The sequence below is a fragment of the Suicoccus acidiformans genome (assembly GCF_003546865.1).
Taxonomy (GTDB): Bacteria; Bacillota; Bacilli; order Lactobacillales; family Aerococcaceae; genus Suicoccus; species Suicoccus acidiformans.
Map to the genome: position 1 here is coordinate 2,336,285 of NZ_CP023434.1, position 21,230 is coordinate 2,357,514.

A 21,230-nucleotide genomic window follows, 5' to 3' on the forward strand; every position below is an offset into this window, starting at 1 on the left:
ACAGGCGTTTGGAATGGATGCGAATGTTTAGCACAGGGAAATCACTCTGTGCTTTTTCTTAGCTTATCTGGTACCATCTATTTAATATTTTTGACCCTTTTGTTAATACCAATTTTCTGTTAGGATACATTTATTCGATCTTGCATTAAAGGAGTGTATTCACTATGCAGAAAGTTTTAATTGTTCATGATATATCTTGTTACGGTAAATGTTCCACAACCGTTGCCTTGCCTATTCTCAGTGCAATGGAATTGACCGGAACACTTTTGCCGACGGCCTTGTTATCCACACACACTGGACCCGGTTTCGAGAATTTCACCTTTCTTGATTTAACCCAAGAAATGCGTAAGATTGTTGACCACTGGATCAGTATTGACTTAAAGTTCCAAGCAATTTATATCGGTTATTTAGGTAATGTTGAGCAAATTCATTTCCTTCAGGAGGTTTACCCGCACATCTTGGCAGAAGGTGGCAAAGTATATCTCGATCCTGTCATGGCTGATAATGGTAAGTTCTACCATGGCTTTGACCAAACTTATGCAGATGAAATGATTCACCTGGCCCGGCTTGCTGATGTAGTGATGCCCAACTTGACCGAAGCAGCCTTTATTTACGGCACACCTTACCAAGCAGGTAAGCTCAGCTCGGAATTTCTCACAAAAGTTGCTGACACAATTCAAGCTGATACGGATGCGTCGATTGTCTTAACTGGAGCAGGCATCGATGAAGCAGCTGGCCTTACTGGCACTTACTTTAGAGACAGCCAGTCAGGTACTTCCGGCTTAGCCCAAGCGAAATTAATTAGTGGAAGCTTCCATGGAACGGGTGATATCTTCGGTTCTATCCTCGTTGGCAGCTTAATGCAAGGTGCAAGTCTTGAAACAGCTACAACCTACGCTACAGAGATGCTCCCAATCATGCTAGAAACCTCTTTAAATAATCCGAATATCATTCAAGATGGCCTCGATTTCGAACGATATTCAGGTGAGTTAAACCAATTCGCCCGCCAATTACAAGCCTAGCACAAACAAAGACTCAGAAATTTATTCTCTACGAATAAACTTCTGAGTCTTTCTGGTTTTACAAGAAGGCTGCACCAAAGCTAACGCAAAGTCCTTACTTACGCTTGCCTTTCTGCACGATCTTGAGGTTGGTAGAAGTCATTCCACTTATGTTCATAAGCTGAAATAACGCCGTCATACTCCAAAGTTTGGGTGATATCATCAATGCCGTGCAAGAGTTTATGGCGGTTCTCCTGGTTAATATCAAAGTGATAAGTTGCCTCAGGCGTTTCAATGGTTTGTGTTTCCAGATTGACAGTAATCTCTGTCTCAGGTGGCAATTCGCTCAGGGCGACGCGCTCTTCTTTCGGTAAGGTAATTGCCAGCAAACCATTCTGCAGGCTATTATTGTAGAAGATATCATTATAATTCCCTGCGATAACTACCCGGAAGCCATAATCCATCAAGCCCCATACAGCGTGTTCTCTTGAGGAACCCCCTGCGAAATTATCCCCCGCAACTAAGATCGATGCCCCTTGATGTTCGGGATAATTGAGGGGAAAGTCAGGATTCGGCACACTCTCTTCGTCATCCAAATACCGCCAGTTTGCGAAAAGGAACTTACCAAACCCCTTCTTTTCAATATGACTTAAATAGCGACTAGGCATTAATTGATCCGTATTAATCCCATCATTCATTAAAGCAACTAAACGACCCTTATGCACTGTAAATGGCTTCATGGCTTTTAACCTCCTGATCATCGAGACGTGTATCATAGAATTTACCTTTCACAGCCGCCAATACGGCCATCGCCGGACTACACAAATGGGTGCGGGAATTCGGCCCTTGCCGCCCTTCAAAGTTGCGGTTCGTTGTTGAAGCACAGTGCATGAATGGAGGAATTGTATCGCCATTCATTGAGATACAAGCTGAACAACCCGGTTCACGCCATTCAAAGCCCGCTTCGATATACTGGTCGGCCAGTCCCATTGCCTCAGCTTCCAACTTAACCCGGCGACTGCCTGGTACCACGACAGCCGTAATATGGTCCGCTACTTTACGGCCTTTTAAATACTTCGCTCCCTCTACCAAGTCCTCCAAGCGAGCATTGGTACATGAGCCGACGAAGACATATTCTAGAGGAATATCCTCAGCCGTTTGGCCTGCTTCAAGTTCCATATACTCATAAGCTCGCTCAATATTATGGTCACTAGCTTCCGGGAAGGCCTCGCCGAACTCTAAGCCCATGGCAGGCGTCGTACCCCAAGTGACGTAAGGGGCTAAATCAGACACATCAATTTCGATATAGGCGTCATATTCTGCATCCTCATCCGTATAAAGCGTCTGCCAGTATTCAACCGCCTCATCAAAAGCAACCGGCGCTTTCCTGCGTCCCTTAAGATATTCATACGTCTTCTCATCTGGGGCAATCATCGTTACTTTCGAGCCGAATTCGATTCCCATATTACACATGGTCATACGTGCTTCCATCGATAAGTTGTCAATCGTATCCCCGAAGAATTCCATCGCATAACCTGCCCCAAAGTCTGCACCATAGGTGTGAATTAAGTGCAAGATAATATCTTTCGAGTAAACACCTTTTTGGAGTTCACCGGTTACTTTAACACCTAAGGTCTTCAATTTCTTCTGCCATAAACATTGGGTGGCAAAGACATGCTCAACTTCAGAGGAGCCGATGCCAAAAGCAATGGCACCGAAGGCGCCGTGTGTTGCCGTATGGGAATCCCCACAAACAATCGTCTTGCCAGGCTGAGTTGCGCCAAGTTCAGGGCCGACCATATGCACAATTCCTTGATCTGCCCCGCCATAATCCATCAATTCAACATTGAAGTCTTTACAGTTGCGCTCCAAAGTTGCGATTTGCTGACGTGATAAAGCGTCCTCTACATTCCAAATATCGACCGTCGGATTATTATGGTCAACGGTTGCAATCGTCTTCTCAGGTGCACGCAAATGGCGGCCTTCCGTACGTAGGCTTTCAAAGCCTTGAGGCGACGTCACTTCGTGAATCATATGCAAGTCAATATAGATAAGTTGCGACTCACCTTCTTCACCGGCTAAGACATGCGTCTGCCAAACTTTATCGTAAAGTGTTTTTCCCATGTTTCTGTCCTTTCTACTTCATATAAATAGGGCGACTCGCTTCAAAAGCCGCAATCTTATCCCCATATAAAGCAAGCGTTTGATCAATCGTGTCCATATCTGTTAAGAAGCGTCTTTGCCAAGCTTCATCTAAGGCAAAAAGCATGCAATCACCGGAGGCAGTTTGTATCGCTAGCTTTTCAATATCAATAACCACTGGCTCAGTTTCTTGGGCCAAACCTTGTCTCTGTTCCTTAGGCAAAGCAACCGGCAAGACACCGCGCTCAGCTAAAGCAGCCGCAAAATCCTCGGCAAAGCTCCCCGCAATGACCGCCTTAAAACCATATTTCTTCATCGCCAAGGCTGTCTCATCGACAAACTTTCCTGCGCCAATATCATCACCTAAGACTAAAAGTGACGCATCTTGATAGGTCGTTTGGTTCATTACAAAATCGGGACGAGGTTTCTTAGGGAGGCCAGGGAAATAGCGAAACTTATCGAAAAGCAAGGATTCTGCTGGCTCTTGTGAGAGCTTGGCATAGGCAGTCTGGGGCAGAATATCCGTAGTTGTTAGCCCATCCTTGATAAAAGGCATCACGCCTCCTTTGATTTGCTTCACCTTATCCCTCCTGAAGTTTCCTAATGACTGCCTGAGTAAAGTCCGTAGTGGAAGCCTGGCCCCCTAAATCTTTTGTGAAAATTCCTTCAGCCATCACTGCTTGGCAAGCTTCTTCAATTCGATCAGCAAGGACTTCCTCACCAAAGGACTGCCTGAGCATCATCGTCACCGATAAAATCATCGACATCGGGTTAGCTAAGGCTTGCCCGGCAATATCCGGAGCAGAGCCATGAATCGGCTCGTATAAGGCTGCCTGTTCAGCACTAATACTTGCGCTCGGCAGTAAACCTAGAGACCCTGGGATGACGGATGCTTCATCACTTAAGATATCGCCAAATAAATTCTCTGTCAAAATCACGTCAAAATCAGTTGGCTTCGTAATTAATTTCATGGCCGCTGCATCCACATATAAATGCTCCACTTGAACATCTGGATAGTCTTGGGCAACTTCATTAACCGTCTCCCGCCATAAACGACTATTAGCTAAGACATTAGCCTTATCCACAGACGTTACATGACCTCGGCGAGTCTGAGCCACTTCAAAGGCGTAACGCGCAATCCGCTCAATCATTCCGCGGTTATAATACATTGTATCGAAAGCCTCATCACCTTCGCGGTATTTCGGCTTACCGAAGTAAATGCCGCCGATGAGTTCGCGAACAATGACCATATCGGTCCCTTTAACCCGCTCTTCTTTCAAAGGAGATAAATGCACTAAAGAGTCGGCCAAACGGACTGGACGAACATTCGCATATAGGCCGAGTAAGGCACGCATCTGCAATAAGCCTTGTTCCGGGGTTACACTTGCATCATGCCACTGGGGACCACCAATAGCCCCAAGGAGGATTGCATCAGCCGTTTGTAAAGCAGCTTGTGTTTCTTCTGGGAAAGGGTGGCCTTTAGCGTCAATACCTGCACCGCCAAAGGGCATTTCAGTAACTTCATAGGTAAAGTCGGTTCCTGCTGTCGCTGCTTGGAGAATCTCCAAGGCACTGGCCATAATTTCAGGCCCAATGCCGTCTCCTGGTAGTGTTACAATCTTATGCATGCTGAACCCCCTCATAGAAAGTTAAGGCATGTAGATACGCCTTGCCAGAAGCAATCAAGACATCAAAGTCAATCCCAGTACCGTTAAAGACGAAGCCTTCTGGTGTTTCAATTGCTACGTGAACTTGTGCCTGGGAATCGGCCCCCTTGGAAATTGCATCCACATAGTAATCAGTTAAACGCACCTCAATACCTAACATTTCATTAATCGTATTGTAAATAGCTTCGACTGAACCAGGCCCTTCGCCTGTATTCAGTAACATCTTATCCTTTTGAGAATCGTGGACAGATACGGTTGCGATATGTTTACCGTCTTCAAGGAACTGGACTTGCAAGCGTTCCAACTCAAAGCGTGCCCGGTCAGAAATATCTTGTCCTTGAGCCAAAGCATATAAGTCGGTTGTCGTCACCAATTTCTTCTTATCCGCTAAGTCTTTAAATTGCTTGAAGAGTTCGTTCACATGTTCTTTATCAGACATTTCAAAGCCTAATTGCTCCATACGGTCGACAAAGGCGTGACGGCCTGACAATTTACCAAGTGGCAAGTCATTGCCTGAGACACCCACTAATTGCGGAGTGATAATTTCATAGGTTTCTGGATTCTTCAAGACACCATCTTGATGAATGCCAGATTCATGGGCATAAGCATTCCCACCAATCACCGCTTTATTTCTTGGTACAGGCATCCCCGCCAAGCGACTAACCAAATCACTGGTTTGTTTCGTCTCAGATAATACAATCCCTGTTTCCATAACGTAGAAGTCTTTGCGAATGTGTAAGGCTACGGCGACTTCTTCCAAGGCCGTGTTGCCTGCTCGTTCACCAATGCCATTCACTGTTCCCTCAACCCGGCGGGCCCCGTTCTCAATCGCTGCCAAGGCATTGGCCGTTGCCATTCCCAAATCATCATGGCAATGAGAAGAGAAGATAGCTTGGTCAAAAGACGGTACGGTGTCTTGTAAATGTTTGAACAATTGCCCGTACTCAGTTGGATTCGTATAGCCGACAGTATCTGGGATATTGATGATGCTGGCCCCAGATTGAATAGCCGTCTCCACTACTTCACTCAAGTAATCCCACTCTGTACGTGTTGCATCTTCAGGCGAGAATTGGACTAAGTCGAATTTCTCCCGTGCATAGGCCACATGTTCCTTGATCGAATCCAGTATTTCTTCTTTCGTCATATTCAATTTCGCTTCCCGGTGAATCGGACTGGTTGCAATAAAGACATGAATTTGACGATTCGGCACATCTTCCAAAGCTTCATAGCACCGGTCGATGTCGTGCTTATTACAACGCGCTAACCCGGCAACGGTTGCTTTCTTGACTGCTTTACCGATAGCTTGAACGGCCTCGAAATCTCCTTGGGACGTGACCGGGAAACCTGCTTCAATGACATCAATGCCCCAGGCTTCCAACTGAAGGGCAATTTGCACTTTGTCTTGTGTATTAAAATTAACGCCCGGTGTCTGCTCACCATCTCTAAGTGATGTGTCCAAGAAATATACGTAATTCTCTTTCATTGTAAACCTCCCATTTCCATTTAAAAAAGCATCCCACGAATGGGATGCTTTTATTACCCCATTCATGTAACGATGAATAGGTTTGCACTTTTATCATAAAAGTCCAAACCGCTAAGGTAATAATAAGTTTAAAGAGTGAAACGACATTTCACTTTGCATTATTTGTTCCATCCAGTTCATCTCGTTCCACTCCTTTCAAAGCTTAGTAATATTGTCCGTGGCGATAATCCCACGAATTCCAGTCTTTGGCTAAATGTGCCATAATCTCATCAACATAAAGTCCCTTACGAATTAATACTGGACAAGGTTCTACTTGACGTGAGTCAGGTGCTTGATCTTCGAGCAATGTACCCTCTTCATCAACGAAAGACACCATCACCCCTTGTTCATAGCGGGTTTCAACCGTTTCTTCAGGTTGGATTGAAGCCACATAATCATTGCCTTCAATGATTAAATCAGCCTCTTCAGCAATGCGCTCGCCAATACCTTCAACTAAACCGCGATTGCCTTTCCCAGATGGGTTAGCTGAGCTGGCAAACATTAAACCTTTATGGTCATCCCATAAGGCCTTAGAAATTTGCTCACCCGGTACACCAAACTTAATCACAAAGCAACTCGTTCCGCGACGATCCATCATTAATTCATCTGAGCCGTCTTGAGGAATATATTGCTTACCATTCTCAGACCAAGGTAAGATACAGCCTAATAATTCATCCTTATCCCAGCAAGTTTGGTATAACTTTTCAATATTCGGTGTTAATTGCGCTAACTCACGTAATTGCTCCATCGAACTTACTAGCACAACACCTGGTTTATTTAAGGCACGTTTCTTCGCATCGAATTTACGCTCTAAACCTTTACGGTCACTTGTTCCGATGATGTAGCCAACTTTTGTAGGGACTACAATACAACCACCTTCACCCGACAAACGTTCGTAACCTTCTTGATGTAACTCGCCATCCCAATGGCGCAACTTGTCTGAATACTGATCCAAATTAATTAAAGACATGTTGTCCTCCTCATTTCAACTCATTATATTTTAATACTACCATCATTTTTCTATCATATCAACCACATTTTGCCAAAAAATCCTTAACTCGGAAAATTTTACGCCGCTCATTTCAAAAAAAGACTGCATCCAATGAGATGCAGCCCCTTGCTTCAATGAATGATTATTCAACCGTTACATTGTGTACGTTTGCTACTTCACCTGCTTGAAGTTCGATAATAACCGCTGGTTTGACCGGGTTATGGTTTTCGTCAATCGCGAAGGTTCCTGTGACCCCTTCAAAGTCAGTCGTTGCAGCAATTGCAGCCGTTACCGCTTGCTTATCGGTAGAGCCGGCACGTTCAATTGCATCAAAGATTAACATTGCAGCATCATAGCCTAAGGCAGTCCACGTTCCACCTTCTTTGCCAAATTCTGCTTCAAAAGCCGCTAAGTAGTCTTGAACAACTGCTTCTTCACTTTCAGTTGAGAAGTGGTCTGTATAATACACGTTATTGGCATTTTCAGTACCTGCTAATTCAACCAGCACTTCACTTGAGAAGCCGTCTGGTCCAACAATAGCTTGGTCAAGACCTAATTCGCGTGCTTGTTTAATAATCAAGCCCGCTTCGGTATAGTAAGATGGAATATAGATGACATCAAATTCTTGGCCTACTAATGAAGATAGAATTGCCGAGAAGTCTGTATCCCCTGCCGTGAAAGCTTGTTCACTGACAATGCTGCCCCCACGCTTTTCAAATTCGGCCGTAAAGTTATCCGCTAAACCACGTGAATAGTCAGATGCTTGGTCAACTAAAATTACCGCAGACTTCGCTTCTAAATTATCCGCTGCAAAAGCTGCCCCAGCTAAACCTTGATAAGCATTCGAGAAACATACACGGAAAATATACTCTAAGACATTCCCACTTGCATCAAACGTTAAGTCATCTCCGGTAGCTGCTGGCAATACGTTCGGAATTCCCGCTTCCGTCAGAATCGGAATACCTGCTTCAGTTGTTCCGGTTAAGGCTGGACCAACAACCCCAACAACATCCTCAGAAGCCAGTCTTTGAGCTACGGATGCTGATTCCGTTACTTGACTCTTATTATCATAGCTTACAATTTCAACTTCTTGTCCGTCTAGGAGTCCACCATTCTCATTCACTTCTTTAACAGCTAATTCTAAACCTTCTAACATTTGTGTGCCGTATGAAGCTGCGTCCCCTGATAATTCATAATTTGCCCCAATTTTAATGGTCTCTTGTGCATATACAGGGCTCGTTGCGGCAAATACAGATACTGCAGTCATTGTTGCAAGCATCGCTTTACGCATCATCTTTGTAAAATTTCCTGACATCTTGCGTCCTCCCTTAAAAATAATACACACATTATAGCAAACAAAATGAGAGAAAGCTAGTGCCTTCTCATGAGAAACTCATCGTTCGGTATATATTGAAGGAAGTCGATTGCATTGAATGGGTCTTTAAGCAAGTATTTAAGGGATAATACTCGGTTAAAATTTAGCTCAAAAGTCACACTAGCGAATTATTCTCTCACCTTCGCTCCCAATACCCCTAGACTCATCGGTGAATCTTCCTGTCCTAGGCCTAAGCCCAATTGCCACCTTATACTCCCATCTTCAAGATTCAGGACACGTACATTCGAACGCCCTTCCGCTTGCGTATCGCTTAGAACCAGAGCACCATGATCTACTGAATAAACGGTATCCTCATTAAGCTGCATATGATGGACTTCTCGAAAGCTACCCTCTTTGAATTCATAGACTTCAAGTTTATGGTCCAAACGCTGAAGAACGGCATAAACACGTGAATCTTTCGATAAGACATGCACGGCTTCCCTTGGTTCTACATTCAAGGCTTCTGTTAAATCAATCTGGGTGACTCTTCCATCTTGAGGTTGAATTTGTGTGAGCATGAATTTATCCTGTATGTAATTATAGGCCAGAATAGCATGCTCACGCCCTAGACTTGACTCCTCAATATTATTCATCCCCAAGGTCACTTCCTCCCAATTATCTAATGGGATAGACTTTTCTTCGATGACTTGCACGTTTGACAAGTCGAAGGCCAGTTGTATCAACCTAGACTGCTCAGCTTGATCAATATAGAATAAGAGGTATAACCTACTATCCACCATAGCACGACTGATGACACTGCAACTAACAGTGTCCATCGGCATTTCGAATCGATAGTGCCCCTCTGTGGCTTTCTCCGGAGTCGTCAAGACATAGGTCAAGTCTTGACCCTGTAACCACTGATCAATCCATAGATAGTTATTCTCGGCTAGCTTCAATGGTATTTTTGAGCGGATATCGGGCCTGTCGAACAAAGGATATTGACCTAAGGTTTCTGCTTTTAATTCACTCATATTATCTGTCCAAATATCCAAATAGCCCGTGTTTTGGTAAAAGTTATCCTTTGTGCTGACAATGAAAGGATAGACGAATCCTTGAAACTGACCACGGTTCGTTAAGCCATAACCTAAACTTCCCAAACTCTCCCCTAAATCAATCGCTTGCCGGTCCCCTGATTCTTCCGTTACACTAATTCGATAGAAATCTTGCTTGAAATAAAGCACGGTACACATGATTGTCATAAGCGTCATCCCGATTAAAAGCCAAGGATAAATTCTTCGCTTCATCTTCACCCCTCCTTAAATTGCGACATAACGATCCATGAGCCATTTCATAAAGATCAATTGCCCTAGCATAAATACAATTACACTCACAAATAACAAGGCATAACGTGTCACCTCTCCGGGAAGAAAGTCCAACTGGTAGTACCAGCGCACATACAACGTCACACTCACAAAAGAGATAGTAGCGAACACGGCTGTATGAAACAGTTTACGCGGAAGCGTTAAATCCCTCCGACTCAACAGGAGAATAACAGCATTAGTCAACGCTAAGTAAAAGCCAATACCAATACTATAGTTCAAAAACCAAGCCTTAGGAGTTATCGGTAAATAAAGACGCGTCACACTCATGGCCTGAATATATTCAGCCGGTGCAACAATTGCTTGATAATAAGGAAGGAAACGTCCCGCCAAAATATTAGTTAATCCAATCAAGAGCATTTGGACACAGAGCATTCCTCCCGCCATCAATAAAGTACTGAAGACTTTAGCCAGAGCAACCGGAAAGCGACTTTCTGGCAAGAGCAGTAAGCGTTGAATATAGTTGCCTTGAAAGTACCACTCTCGTACCCAACTGAACAAACTATAACCCAGCAAACCCAAGACTCCCGCACTTACAATAAGCAAATAAGGTTTACTGCCATCAAATAATTGATACAAAGAAATCATGTTCGCATAGCCTTCTTGAATTTGGCGTAAACTAACAGTAATTCGCCAAATGATGTGCATCGTCTCAGCCAGAATCAACCCTATTAGAAATACGCTGTAAAATTTCTGACTTCGCTCTAATTCATCAAGCGTTAAATTCCAAAACTTCTTCATTTAGTACACCTCCCGCATCACATCAACCATTGACTGCCCCGATTCTTCCCGCACTGCTTCGGGTGAGAATTCATAGGCAATCGCACCGTCTTTCAATAATAAGGCACGGTCGACAATACTCTCCAACTCATCAATTTGATGGGAGGCGATTAATACACCTTGCCCTTCGACTAATTCACTCGTTAAGGCACGAGATATCTCCTCGCGCGTGAACAAGTCAATCCCTGAGAACGGCTCATCCATTAGTATGTATGATGTATCCAAACTCATCCCCATTAAAAGATTAGCTTTAGCCACATTCCCTTTGGACAAATGCGCAATCTGATCATCGGCATTTAATTGGAAAAAATCGAGACATCGCTGGGCGCGTCCCTCTTGGTAACAGGGATAGTAACGCGCGAGTAAGTCTAGATTATAACGAATAGTCTCTTGCTTCAGCCCAACGAATTGATCAGAAATATAGCTAATTTGATCTAATGAGCTAAAGTCAACTGGCTTTCCATCTATACTTACTGCTCCTTGATCTGGACGCAAGAGCTGCATCAATATTTGCATTAAGGTAGTCTTGCCTGTGCCATTCAGCCCAATTAACGCAACTACTTCTCCTGGCTCTAATGTTAATGAGACGTCTTGTAAGACACTTCGTTTACCATAGTGCTTGTAAATATGTCTAGCCTCTAACATGATTCATCCTCCAATCTTTCTAATTCTTCTACCACCTGCTCTAAGCTGAGTCCTATCGCTTGGGTAGCTTCGTAAAACTCGCGGATAAGTTTATGAATTCGTTCCGCCTTCAAGGCTTCCAGTACGCCAACCTCTTCGGTTACCCGGCTCGGCACATTCGGTTCCGTCACGATAATATCTGCATCCTCCAATAACTGATAGGCTCTTTGTACCGTATTCGGATTTACCTTGTGTGTTTGGGCATATTCCCGCCTGGATGGCAGACGATCTCCAGGTTCAAGCTTCCCTTGTAAGATTTCCACTTTAATTTCTCGAGCAATTTGCTGGTAAATCGGCTCTCTTTTGTTGTATTTCACTCGATCACCCCAAACTGTATTATGAACTTAGTACACTCCCTGTCTGTATTATATACATAATACACTTTGGGCGCAAGCATTATCTGCTGAATATACTTGTTAAATAGAACTTGCTATGAAGACATTTATACTAGTCATTTATTCTAGGTTCTAAGGTTTTAAATGAACTGAGGCAACCGATTTATCTAGCGAGAAATTTGAGTTTTACTTATCTTAATTAATAATAAGGAGTGATTGTACATGATGAAAAGGATTTTAACGTCTCTCGTGCTAATATCTTTTGCATTGCCGACCAGTACTGTATCTGCTCAATATAGCATGGATATTGATGATGCTACTTTTGCTGTATTAGGCAATGACAAATTGTCCATGCCGACGAAGCTTATGTTCTCGGCCAATTAGTCGAAGTCTTTGAATATGTTGCCGAAGTCGTCTTCCGCTCAACCGATCTCACTTACTTCATCTTATTAACAGATAAAGTCGTACTATACGCCTAAAATAAGTCATGCAAGGTGACACCGATGGACTAGTCTGGTGGGAGGAGTTCAAATATCAATTCTCAGGCCTATCAGAAGTCATGACCGAAGAATTAACCGTATCTTATTCCGTAGTAGTTCTGAATCATTTAGACGTTGAACAAATCTCTTAGCCCCGCAAGGCGGCAGAGTCGCTTATATCTTCGTAGGAAATTTACCCAATGATGGACATAGATGATGGATTAATCGATTTAATTGAACGGAGTTAACATTGAATGCTTTGTATGTACGAAGCGCCAACCAGTCTAAGTCGTATTTGGCAGTTGGTTGGCTTTTTATTGTTACTTGGCCCAACTCAAGGCCTCACCCTCCAATACTACCTATAAGATAGCTCAGCAAAGGTGACCTTCGCTATGAAGCACAAATTCATAGCTCATAAACATATGACTATATGATAGCAATTCAACTTAATTACCTTTACTCATAGCAACCTCTGAGTCGGAATTCAACATAGCTAGCATCAACAATAGTACTCAAGACCAATTCTTCCGAAAGTTCTGAAGGTATGCCAGCCTTCACTGCGATTGATACCATAAACTTCGACAAATTAGCAATACTCCCATGCTGTAACCCAGAAGTTGCGGAGAGTTAAATCTTACGGTTCCCCAGGTAATGCGACGCACTATCTCGTTGCGCTTAATAAAATATCCTTGTATCCGCTAAACAAAGCTATTATGAAGCATTTGAGTCTATCGGGCAGGTCGCCGATCCAAGTACCAGATGTAATTCAAGGTGCCAGTGTCCTTGCCCAAGTTGACGGATATGCTGTCGCTTGGGACAAGGCATACCCAATGAAAATTGGCTACTATATGCCAACCGCAATGCAAGCCGATGTTCACCCTTAATTTGACCCGCAGTAGTAGGTATATCCTAAGCCTGATAGGTATTTGTGGCGAGATGCTACCAGACATCAAGCATGACTTACATTAAGCGAAAGTCCTCGACCTGAGCAACTAATTGTTGCGCCCTAACATTATCAAGACTCTGCCGATTGCGTAACCGATATAGTTGGTCTTGCTGATGGCATCAGCCAGATCTTGCCCGAAGATAAGGCTAGCGATGTGAAAGCATTGCAGGAGGAGCAAAGTCTGGCCTTGTTTGAGAGTGGTGTTAATGATACTCGTCCTTGACCTGCATCAAGCTTTTCAGCTCTTTCCTATGATACAATCATCTTAACAAGTATATAAGGAGGCGATACCATGTCGCACCCACAACACATGTGTGTATCCACTGTGCCAATCTTCAATCACTTAGACAAAGACACTTTACGCCTAATTCACGAGCAAATAACGCATCAATCCTATGAACGAGGTGAATATCTCTTTCGTGCAGGCGACCCTTCCAATGTCCTCTATATTATCCACCGAGGGATGGTCAAGATAACCCGCTTGACCAGTTCCGGCAAAGAGCAAGTCATTCGCATGGTTGGGCCTGGCGACTTTATCGGTGAACGCACCCTCTTTAACGAAGCAGGAACCCATGATAATTACGCCGAAGTCATTACCAAAGCTGAAATCTGTGTCTTACAAGGGGATGATTTCGCCCAGCTTTTAAGTGACTATCCTGCGGTTGCCCTGCGAATCCTAGGTGAAGTGAGCCAGCGCCTGGCTGATTCGGAAAGGCAGACGACATATGTTTCAACCGCGCAAGTAGGTAGTCGCTTGGCGCTCTATCTTGCTGATTTAGCAGGTGAAGCCGAAGGAGAAGTGACCGTCACATTACCCATTACCCGCAAAGACCTCGCTTCATATTTAGGCACCACCCCCGAATCAATCTCGCGCAAATTCAAGAAACTCGAAGATCAAGGCTATATCACCCAGCAAAAAGGCAGGGAAATTCTTATACATAACGTCGATGAACTGCTTTTCTATAATGAGGACGTATAAATAGACCCTCCCCTACCAACCCAATACAAAACAAATCGAGTAGGAGACTAGCCAATTAAGGTTTAGTCTCCTACTCGATTTGCGACTTAGGCTCTGAATAATCAGATAAATACTCCAGCTCCTTACAGGAAAACCTTTTGAATTATAGGGGGAGTTTACACTTTAAGCTCTTACGGGTATCTTTAATCCAATAAATTCACATATGCGTCGACATACTTTTGCAAGAAGGCTTTTGTGCCTTCATTTAGTTGATCGCCTTCCCATAGTTGGGGCGATTGACTTAAGAAAACTTCCATTTCCCGAACCATAGGCATTTGGAAATAGGTTAAAGCCAGTTGCACATTCTTATACGAAGAGTAGCCCCCTAAACGTCCGACCGAATGGGAAATGAGTCCGGCGGGTTTACCTACCCAAGCAGCTTGACCATTGGGCTTAGAGCCTACATCAATCGCATTCTTTAGAGCCGCAGGAATCGTACGGTTATTCTCTGGAGTCACAAAGAAAACCCCGTCCGCTGCTTGAACGGCTTGGCGGAAGACTGGATATGTCTCTGGTAAGGGACGATCAGTTATGTCAGGATTATCATAGTCCGCATCATACAAGGGCAAATCCCGAATTTCAAGTATCTCTGTGCTTACATTCTCAGGGAATAAGCTTTGAACTTCGTCGGCAATGCGTCTTGAGATTGCCTCTTTACGCAAGCTGCCCACAATAAATACAACGTGTTTCTCCATATTTTATCGCTCCTTTATTTGATAATGATAGCCTGGAGAAAGCTAACGGGCTCTCTCCAGGCTACGGAATCCTTAAGCATTAGAGGTTATTCTGCTGTTAGAATGGTCTTATTCACAACGTTTAAATCTTCATCTAAATCATAAACAATCGGCTGTCCGGTCGCAATCTCTAAGCTAGTAATATCTTCGTCTGAAATATTATCCAGCATCTTACTTAAGGCCCGCAAGGAATTACCATGGGCGACCACTAGCACATTCTTACCATAGGATAAGTCGCGGGCAATATTATCAATCCAATAAGGACGTACCCGTTCTAAGGTGATTTCCAAATTCTCCGTTAAGGGGAACTCACTATTGGGTAAATCAGCATAGCGGGGATCCTCCTTGAATGCTAATGCTTGCGCAGCATCCATTTCGGGCGGACTCACATTATAAGAACGTCGCCAAATATGGACTTGCTCATCACCATATTTAGCCGCCGTTTCGGCCTTATTTAAGCCAGTCAAAGCACCATAATGACGTTCATTTAAACGCCAGGATTTATAAATAGGCACCCACGCACGATCGGTTTGATTTAATACGTGATATAGTGTTTTGTTTGCTCGTGTCAATACAGATGAGTAGGCTACTTCAAAGGGAATATCCGCCGCTTTCAATAGCTTCCCAGCTTCAATAGCTTCTTGAACCCCTTCTTCACTTAAATCTACATCTTGCCATCCAGTAAAGAGATTTAATTTATTCCACTCACTCTGACCATGACGAATTAACGTTAATTTCATGCAGTGAACCTCCTTTAAAGCCTTTCGTATTTTATCGCAAAATATTTTAGGTAATCCTAATACACTTATATGCTACGCCTTTACGCACTTTTTGTCAATGGTCTAACCTAAAATATTTAGTTATATCTAATTATGCTTTTTTGAAGCGGTTCATAAGCCACGCAAGGCCCATACCTAACACCGCAAGGAGCACAATGGCCCCACCTGGTCGAATATCATAGGTATAAGATAAGATGAGACCCCCAAGCATATAAAGTAAGCCTAGGCAGACACTACTTAGCAAGGTCGTCAGATAACTGCGACAGAGCATCAGGGATGTCGCCACAGGTAGAACCAATAAGGACGATACCAATAGCGCCCCGACAACTTGAGTAGCCAAGGCAATCGTAATCGCGGCAAGAATTGTAAAAATAATATTAATTAAACCCACTGGCACGCCCGATAAACGCGCTAAACTTGGATCAATCGATATATCCAGTAACGCACCATAATACTTTACCGAAAAGAAGACGACGACGATAAAGGCCAAGACGATGAAAGTGATGTCCTCCAGTGTAATCGCTGAAATACTCCCGAAGAGGTAAGACTCAAACGTATTGCCACCTGGGGCAAAGTCAGACAGTATCGCGGCTAAGCCTAGGCCAATACTCATCGTAACAGCCGTGGCCATATCCCCGTATTGGGGAAAGCGTTCGCGTATCCCTTCAATTGCAAAGGCAGCAATAATGCTAGAGAAAACTGCTCCTGTGGTTGGATTTATACCTAGAATAAGACCAAGACCGACTCCAACTAAGGAACAGTGAGCTAAAGCATCACCAATCATCGAGGTTTTGCGACTGACCATGACGATGCCAATCAGAGGAACCATAATCGATAAAAGCCCCCCAGCTAGTAGGGCGCGGCGCATAAATTCAAATTCAAGCATGGCTTAATTCCCCCAATCTCAAGCGATAGTGTGTATCAATCGCTAAATTCTCCTGTAAAGCCTGTAAGTCATGACTAACGATTACAATGGTTAAATGTTCTTCAGCTTTCAGCTGATTCAGTTGCGCTAGAAAAGCTTTCGTACTTTCTGCGTCCACATTTGCTGTTGGTTCATCTAAGATTAAGAGCTTCGGCTCATTTACTAAGGCGCGTGCAATCATGGTTCTTTGCTTCAAGCCTCCGGACAGTTCATTAAAGGGTGTATCGATATACTCGCTCAAACTTAGCGCTTCCATCTGCTTCCTTGCTTTGGCTTTCGCCGCTTGGGTCGGAATTTTCCAGAAGCCAAACTCCCGGTACAAGTTCAAACTTACAAGCTCTAAGCACGTTATCTTGAAAGCAACTTGGTTCATCACTTGAACTTGCGGGACATAAGATACAGCTGAGAAATCCGTCATCTCTGCCACCGGCGTATCCATCAAGCGAACTTCCCCTTGCTGAGGTATGAGTTCACCAAGAATCACTTTCAGTAGGGTTGATTTCCCTGACCCATTCTCCCCGGATAAAACTGTAATCGTTCCTTGAGGAATGTCTAAATTAATTCCCTTTAAAACCGGTTCGGTTAAATAGGCATAGTAAACATCTCGTAGTTGAATCATTCCATTCCTCCTATCGCATTGATTGATATAAATTCTCAAGATTAAATTGAATTAGGTTCAAGTAACTGGCATCTTCGATAGATTCAATATTGGTGGCATATTCCATGGACGCAAGCGGCTGGACTTGCCCCTTAATTTCATCGGCCAAGGTCCGGGCTGCCTTATCACTCGCCCCATATTCATAGAAAATTGTATCGATATTATTCGCCTGACAATACAAAATCGCTGCCCGCGTTGCCTTCAAACTTGGCGTTTCGGTAGATACCAAATCTTGCAAGGGATACTGATCCAAATTGAAGTCTTTCGCCAAATATTCATAAGCATTATGGGTTGAGACAAATTTATTCGTCTTACATTCCTTAAATTTCGTCCGATAGGCTACTTCCATCTTAGTTAATTGATCGGTCAGCTTAAATTTATTCTTCTGATAGGTGCGTTCATGTTCAGGATACAGTTCAATCAATTTATCTTGAATGGTGTTGATGTAACGTTTAGCATTGGTAACAGATAACCAGGAATGCGGGTCATAGGTAACTTGATCACCTGTTGAGCTGGATCCTTCTAGAATAGCTTCCGCTTGCAGTTGCTCGCCCTGCTGGTCCAATAATTGATAGGAAAGGATTTTCTCACTAATACGGTCACAGACGAAATACCAGTCCCCACTTTCAGGAACGGCAAAGTTAATTTGTCCACTTTCATGTCCCATTTCTACCCCATAAACCTGTTCGGGTTCAATCGATAAATCCGCATGTTGAACGACAACTTCTCCCTTGTCCTCCATAATCGTCTTGCCTGCTTCAATCAAATCAGCATCCTGCTTATCTGACTGAAACATCGCGAAACGCAACAAATTCTCATGGGTATGACCAAATTGCAAGCTATAACTTTCCCCCGCCTCCAAGGATAATTTAGCCAAGTATTGGAAGTCACCAATCGCGGCGGCTCCTTTATAGGTGATTAAATCAGCCTTTTCAGAAAGGATGAGAATATCTAAATCAGGCAGATTCTCCTGGACATCCGCTACCCACTTCTCCATATTAGCGCCATTGACGACTAATAAGTCTGCCTCAGATAATTTCTTCATATCTTTCGGGGTCGGTTCCCATTCATGCGGACTCTTCTCAATCGGCATAAAGTATCTTACCTCGACTGTATCCCCAGATAAGTCAGCCAATAAGTCATATATCGGATAGAAAGAAGCGTAGACAATCGGTTTGTCAGAAGACTGAGCCGCATCTTCTTGAAACGTACAAGCAACGAGGCTAAGGCAGGCTGCGACTAATAGCGCAAAGCCTGCCATTCTGTTAAGAAATTTCTTCCTCATTGCCATGGTTTATTCGCCAAGAATATCAAAGACGACTTGGTCGGTACTTGTATCTGAAGCAACGAAAGTTGGATACCATTCAGAATCTTCATCCGCTAATGCCTTAAGATCATCGCCATAACGCATATGGAAGTGAGCCATTGTATCCTCCCCATGCAGATCCATTAAGAGAACATATGGATATGGAGCATCTTCATCACCTTCAAAGACATACCAGAACATTGGCTGGCCACCGTGGTCTACAGAGATTGTTTCGCTATAAGTATACGTTCCCTTGCTGGATTCTTTAACTTCATCACTATCAGCGCGTGTTTGTAAGAAAGTAATGGTCTTATCGTCAATAATCAAGCCATCAAAGTCGGCTTTACGACGTTCTTTTATGGCATCGGTATACTCGGCTTCATCTTGCCCTTCCTTCTCAGCCGCTTTAGCTAAGGCTTCTTTAACATCTGCTTCTTCTAAGTAAGCACCGTAGCTATTCCATTCACCTTCCCAATCAATTAATTGGACATCCGTACTAGGCGCTGCTTCATGGCTGTGATCATGGTCATGTTCATCCGCATAAACATTGGATGTGACAAGTGGTGCAGAAACGAGTAAAGTAGCAGATAAGGTTAATAGTAATTTCTTCATATTACATCTTCTTTCTAAATTAAAATGATTTTAAATTAGCGGCCACTAATTTATTTAGGTTGACCTAAACTACAAGTATCGTAACCCTCTTCCCGAAATTTGTCAAGTATCTCTTGACAAATATTTAATTTTTTGCCATTATTAAGGTGAGCCTAAATATTTTAGAAAAGAGTTGATGACAATGAACTTTGTAGGTTTAGGTTTAGCTTTAATCATAATGGCGCTTATGTTCTCGCTTGGCCGACATATCGATAGATCATTCGCATCATTGACAAAGACCAAGCCACACAAAAACGAAACGCTTTGCCAGAAAACCCAAGAAGCTGCTCGGGATCTAACCCAAGCCTTACAAGGCGAACAGCCTCCTTTAAACTCCGCCAAAAGCTAATTTGTCTCGGCGTTATATACCACTAGTGATTCATTGATACTATTAACAAGCGCTACTTTAGATGAACCTACACTACTCCCCAGAAAAAAAGGTTCTAAAATAAATACGGTTGATGGAAATTTCTCGACCGTTTTTAAGTGCAAAAAACGCAGATGTTCTTTAATATTAAAGTTGACCCAATAATAAAGGAGAACATCTACGTATGAATCATTTTATCGAAAAAACCTTCCAATTAAAAGACAAAAACATTGAAATCGATATGGATTATTGTGAAGAGATAGAATTCAAAGGGCGAACATCGCTCTTTTATCGAGGAACATTGGCATATAAACCGGAGGCTTGTCCTCATTGTGGCATTGCCAATAATGATTATGTCATTGTCAGTAATGGAAAACGCTCCTCTCGTCTGACATTAACAGCCAAATCAGGCTTACCTGCTTACTTAATCCTAGCTAAGCAACGCTTTTTATGCAAAGCCTGTGGGCGGTCATTTACAGCGAAGACATCCATCGTTAATCCTGACTGCTATATTACGAATCAAGTCAAACAACAGATTATGGACCGCGCCACAAGAGTCACTTGTGAAACAGATATCGCCAAAGATACTTTTGTATCACCAAATACAGTCCGACGGGTGATTCATGAAACCGCTCGAGCTATTCGAATACGGTCCACTGAACAGTTGCCTAAGCATCTATCCTTTGATGAATTTAAAAGCGTTAAGTCGGTTAAAGCAGCGATGAGCTTCATCTGTTGTGATACACTGTCACATAAAATCGTAGATGTGGTCGAAGACAGAAAAACACACTCACTCAGTGCTTATTTCTCAAGGTTTAGTCGCCAAGCACGTTACCAAGTTCAAACCATTACGATAGATATGTACGAACCATACATGCACCTGGCAAAGCGATGGTTTCCAAATGCAAAGATTATTCTTGATCCGTTCCATTTAATTCAAGCCTTAAATCGCGAATTAGATCGGACACGAATTCGTTACATGAACGAGGTTCGTTATAAAGATTCAAGACTCTATAATAAACTTAAGCGTTATTGGAAATTAATACTCAAACCAAAAAGCGACTTAATGTCTACTGAATACCATCGCTTCCCACTGTTTGATTGGTTAACCAATACTCGTAGCATTGTGGACTATCTCATTCAGCACGACGACGTCTTGAAGGATACCTATCAAATGGTGCATCAATTGGGCGATGCCTTAAGGGATAGGAACTGGCAACGATATCAAGAGATTTTGGCACAAAGCCGGTCCATGACACTTTCAAAAGGCTTAAGGCGTGTATTAAGGACGTTCAGAAAGTATGGGGAATATATCCACAACACACTCACACATGCAGGCCTTAGTAATGGTCCTATCGAAGGGATTAATAATAAGATTAAACTACTCAAACGCAATGGTTATGGTTACAGAAACTTCAGTCATTTTAGAGACAGAATATTACTCATGTGCCGACTTTATGAACCTAAGAACAAAGAAAAAGATCAAGCAACAAATTTAGTCGCTTGACCTTAAATTTACTCATCAACCCTATTTGACAAAGAGCCGAAAAA

The 21,230-nt window shown here is 43.2% G+C and carries 22 protein-coding genes; 5 read left to right on the top strand and 17 right to left on the bottom strand.

From position 1 onward, the window contains the following. Nucleotides 1-164: 164 nt before the first annotated feature. Nucleotides 165-1,022 carry a pyridoxamine kinase gene (locus CL176_RS10985; RefSeq protein ID WP_118991317.1) on the top strand — a complete coding sequence of 286 codons (858 nt, stop codon included), beginning with the start codon at nt 165-167 and terminating at the stop codon, nt 1,020-1,022. Nucleotides 1,023-1,120: 98 nt separating this feature from the next. Here the strand turns inward: CL176_RS10985 and leuD are convergent, their stop codons facing one another. From leuD to CL176_RS11040, 11 genes are all read right to left on the bottom strand, one after another. After that, entirely contained in the window at nt 1,121-1,741 is a 621-nt protein-coding gene (gene leuD, locus CL176_RS10990; RefSeq protein ID WP_118991318.1) for a 3-isopropylmalate dehydratase small subunit, read from the bottom strand. Then, complete coding sequence (gene leuC / locus CL176_RS10995; protein ID WP_118991319.1) at nt 1,719-3,125, bottom strand: 3-isopropylmalate dehydratase large subunit; 1,407 nt, start codon at nt 3,123-3,125, stop codon at nt 1,719-1,721. Before leuC ends, leuD begins: the two co-directional genes overlap by 23 nt. A gap of 13 nt (nt 3,126-3,138) precedes the next feature. Beyond that, nucleotides 3,139-3,723, bottom strand: coding sequence for a 3-isopropylmalate dehydratase small subunit (locus CL176_RS11000; protein WP_118991320.1), 585 nt, complete (start codon nt 3,721-3,723; stop codon nt 3,139-3,141). Between the two features lies 1 nt (nt 3,724). Continuing rightward, nucleotides 3,725-4,771 carry a 3-isopropylmalate dehydrogenase gene (gene leuB / locus CL176_RS11005; RefSeq protein ID WP_118991321.1) on the bottom strand — a complete coding sequence of 349 codons (1,047 nt, stop codon included), beginning with the start codon at nt 4,769-4,771 and terminating at the stop codon, nt 3,725-3,727. Further along, nucleotides 4,764-6,293 (bottom strand): 2-isopropylmalate synthase, encoded by a 1,530-nt coding sequence (locus tag CL176_RS11010; RefSeq protein ID WP_118991322.1) that lies wholly within the window; start codon nt 6,291-6,293, stop codon nt 4,764-4,766. Before CL176_RS11010 ends, leuB begins: the two co-directional genes overlap by 8 nt. Before the next feature lie 202 nt (nt 6,294-6,495). After that, nucleotides 6,496-7,302: an L-threonylcarbamoyladenylate synthase gene (locus CL176_RS11015; RefSeq protein WP_118991323.1), complete on the bottom strand. Its 807-nt coding sequence runs from the start codon at nt 7,300-7,302 to the stop codon at nt 6,496-6,498. 163 nt (nt 7,303-7,465) lie between these two features. Beyond that, nucleotides 7,466-8,638: an ABC transporter substrate-binding protein gene (locus CL176_RS11020; protein WP_240430554.1), complete on the bottom strand. Its 1,173-nt coding sequence runs from the start codon at nt 8,636-8,638 to the stop codon at nt 7,466-7,468. A gap of 188 nt (nt 8,639-8,826) precedes the next feature. Further along, nucleotides 8,827-9,942 (bottom strand): hypothetical protein, encoded by a 1,116-nt coding sequence (locus tag CL176_RS11025; protein WP_118991324.1) that lies wholly within the window; start codon nt 9,940-9,942, stop codon nt 8,827-8,829. 12 nt (nt 9,943-9,954) lie between these two features. After that, nucleotides 9,955-10,758, bottom strand: a complete 804-nt coding sequence (locus CL176_RS11030) for a hypothetical protein (RefSeq protein ID WP_118991325.1) — start codon at nt 10,756-10,758, stop codon at nt 9,955-9,957. Further along, nucleotides 10,759-11,442, bottom strand: a complete 684-nt coding sequence (locus CL176_RS11035) for an ATP-binding cassette domain-containing protein (protein WP_118991326.1) — start codon at nt 11,440-11,442, stop codon at nt 10,759-10,761. Next, nucleotides 11,436-11,798 (bottom strand): GntR family transcriptional regulator, encoded by a 363-nt coding sequence (locus CL176_RS11040; protein ID WP_118991327.1) that lies wholly within the window; start codon nt 11,796-11,798, stop codon nt 11,436-11,438. The genes CL176_RS11035 and CL176_RS11040 overlap by 7 nt, the downstream gene beginning before the upstream one ends. A 240-nt stretch (nt 11,799-12,038) precedes the next feature. Between CL176_RS11040 and CL176_RS12405 the strand changes: the two genes are divergently transcribed. The 3 genes from CL176_RS12405 to CL176_RS11045 all read left to right on the top strand — a co-directional run bounded on the left by CL176_RS12405 (nt 12,039) and on the right by CL176_RS11045 (nt 14,220). Next, nucleotides 12,039-12,200: a hypothetical protein gene (locus CL176_RS12405; RefSeq protein WP_162890969.1), complete on the top strand. Its 162-nt coding sequence runs from the start codon at nt 12,039-12,041 to the stop codon at nt 12,198-12,200. 808 nt (nt 12,201-13,008) lie between these two features. Then, a complete protein-coding gene (locus tag CL176_RS12410) occupies nt 13,009-13,179 on the top strand; it encodes a hypothetical protein (protein ID WP_162890970.1) in 171 nt (56 codons plus the stop codon). Between the two features lie 354 nt (nt 13,180-13,533). Next, on the top strand, nt 13,534-14,220 hold the full coding sequence (locus CL176_RS11045) for a Crp/Fnr family transcriptional regulator (RefSeq protein ID WP_118991328.1): 687 nt from the start codon (nt 13,534-13,536) through the stop codon (nt 14,218-14,220). Nucleotides 14,221-14,402: 182 nt separating this feature from the next. On the opposite strand, the gene CL176_RS11050 is transcribed toward CL176_RS11045, so the two are convergent. From CL176_RS11050 to CL176_RS11075, 6 genes are all read right to left on the bottom strand, one after another. After that, nucleotides 14,403-14,954, bottom strand: a complete 552-nt coding sequence (locus CL176_RS11050) for an NADPH-dependent FMN reductase (protein WP_118991329.1) — start codon at nt 14,952-14,954, stop codon at nt 14,403-14,405. Between the two features lie 86 nt (nt 14,955-15,040). Then, nucleotides 15,041-15,733 carry a 2,3-diphosphoglycerate-dependent phosphoglycerate mutase gene (gene gpmA / locus CL176_RS11055; protein WP_118991330.1) on the bottom strand — a complete coding sequence of 231 codons (693 nt, stop codon included), beginning with the start codon at nt 15,731-15,733 and terminating at the stop codon, nt 15,041-15,043. 130 nt (nt 15,734-15,863) lie between these two features. Continuing rightward, the gene (locus CL176_RS11060; protein WP_118991331.1) at nt 15,864-16,658 is read right to left on the bottom strand and encodes a metal ABC transporter permease; all 795 of its coding nucleotides are present in this window, start codon (nt 16,656-16,658) and stop codon (nt 15,864-15,866) included. Next, nucleotides 16,651-17,316, bottom strand: coding sequence for a metal ABC transporter ATP-binding protein (locus CL176_RS11065; RefSeq protein WP_118991332.1), 666 nt, complete (start codon nt 17,314-17,316; stop codon nt 16,651-16,653). Before CL176_RS11065 ends, CL176_RS11060 begins: the two co-directional genes overlap by 8 nt. Before the next feature lie 10 nt (nt 17,317-17,326). Next, nucleotides 17,327-18,646, bottom strand: coding sequence for a metal ABC transporter substrate-binding protein (locus tag CL176_RS11070; RefSeq protein ID WP_118991333.1), 1,320 nt, complete (start codon nt 18,644-18,646; stop codon nt 17,327-17,329). Nucleotides 18,647-18,649: 3 nt separating this feature from the next. Next, complete coding sequence (locus CL176_RS11075; RefSeq protein ID WP_118991334.1) at nt 18,650-19,273, bottom strand: ZinT/AdcA family metal-binding protein; 624 nt, start codon at nt 19,271-19,273, stop codon at nt 18,650-18,652. Nucleotides 19,274-19,863: 590 nt separating this feature from the next. Here CL176_RS11075 and CL176_RS11085 point away from each other — a divergent pair. Further along, nucleotides 19,864-21,186 (top strand): ISL3 family transposase, encoded by a 1,323-nt coding sequence (locus tag CL176_RS11085; protein WP_118989665.1) that lies wholly within the window; start codon nt 19,864-19,866, stop codon nt 21,184-21,186. The last annotated feature ends 44 nt before the right edge of the window (nt 21,187-21,230 follow it).

Bases quoted from the DNA above. Each gene is read 5' to 3' on its own strand.
- CL176_RS11025 (WP_118991324.1), bottom strand. From the start codon at position 9,942: ATGAAGCGAAGAATTTATCCTTGGCTTTTAATCGGGATGACGCTTATG.
- leuB (WP_118991321.1), bottom strand. From the start codon at position 4,771: ATGCATAAGATTGTAACACTACCAGGAGACGGCATTGGGCCTGAAATT.
- CL176_RS11010 (WP_118991322.1), bottom strand. From the start codon at position 6,293: ATGAAAGAGAATTACGTATATTTCTTGGACACATCACTTAGAGATGGT.
- CL176_RS11070 (WP_118991333.1), bottom strand. From the start codon at position 18,646: ATGGCAATGAGGAAGAAATTTCTTAACAGAATGGCAGGCTTTGCGCTA.
- CL176_RS11060 (WP_118991331.1), bottom strand. From the start codon at position 16,658: ATGCTTGAATTTGAATTTATGCGCCGCGCCCTACTAGCTGGGGGGCTT.
- CL176_RS11045 (WP_118991328.1), top strand. From the start codon at position 13,534: ATGTCGCACCCACAACACATGTGTGTATCCACTGTGCCAATCTTCAAT.
- CL176_RS11050 (WP_118991329.1), bottom strand. From the start codon at position 14,954: ATGGAGAAACACGTTGTATTTATTGTGGGCAGCTTGCGTAAAGAGGCA.
- CL176_RS11020 (WP_240430554.1), bottom strand. From the start codon at position 8,638: ATGTCAGGAAATTTTACAAAGATGATGCGTAAAGCGATGCTTGCAACA.
- CL176_RS12410 (WP_162890970.1), top strand. From the start codon at position 13,009: ATGAAGCATTTGAGTCTATCGGGCAGGTCGCCGATCCAAGTACCAGAT.
- CL176_RS11065 (WP_118991332.1), bottom strand. From the start codon at position 17,316: ATGATTCAACTACGAGATGTTTACTATGCCTATTTAACCGAACCGGTT.
- CL176_RS10985 (WP_118991317.1), top strand. From the start codon at position 165: ATGCAGAAAGTTTTAATTGTTCATGATATATCTTGTTACGGTAAATGT.
- CL176_RS11015 (WP_118991323.1), bottom strand. From the start codon at position 7,302: ATGTCTTTAATTAATTTGGATCAGTATTCAGACAAGTTGCGCCATTGG.
- CL176_RS11030 (WP_118991325.1), bottom strand. From the start codon at position 10,758: ATGAAGAAGTTTTGGAATTTAACGCTTGATGAATTAGAGCGAAGTCAG.
- CL176_RS11035 (WP_118991326.1), bottom strand. From the start codon at position 11,442: ATGTTAGAGGCTAGACATATTTACAAGCACTATGGTAAACGAAGTGTC.
- leuC (WP_118991319.1), bottom strand. From the start codon at position 3,125: ATGGGAAAAACACTTTACGATAAAGTTTGGCAGACGCATGTCTTAGCC.
- gpmA (WP_118991330.1), bottom strand. From the start codon at position 15,733: ATGAAATTAACGTTAATTCGTCATGGTCAGAGTGAGTGGAATAAATTA.
- CL176_RS11085 (WP_118989665.1), top strand. From the start codon at position 19,864: ATGAATCATTTTATCGAAAAAACCTTCCAATTAAAAGACAAAAACATT.
- CL176_RS12405 (WP_162890969.1), top strand. From the start codon at position 12,039: ATGATGAAAAGGATTTTAACGTCTCTCGTGCTAATATCTTTTGCATTG.
- leuD (WP_118991318.1), bottom strand. From the start codon at position 1,741: ATGAAGCCATTTACAGTGCATAAGGGTCGTTTAGTTGCTTTAATGAAT.
- CL176_RS11075 (WP_118991334.1), bottom strand. From the start codon at position 19,273: ATGAAGAAATTACTATTAACCTTATCTGCTACTTTACTCGTTTCTGCA.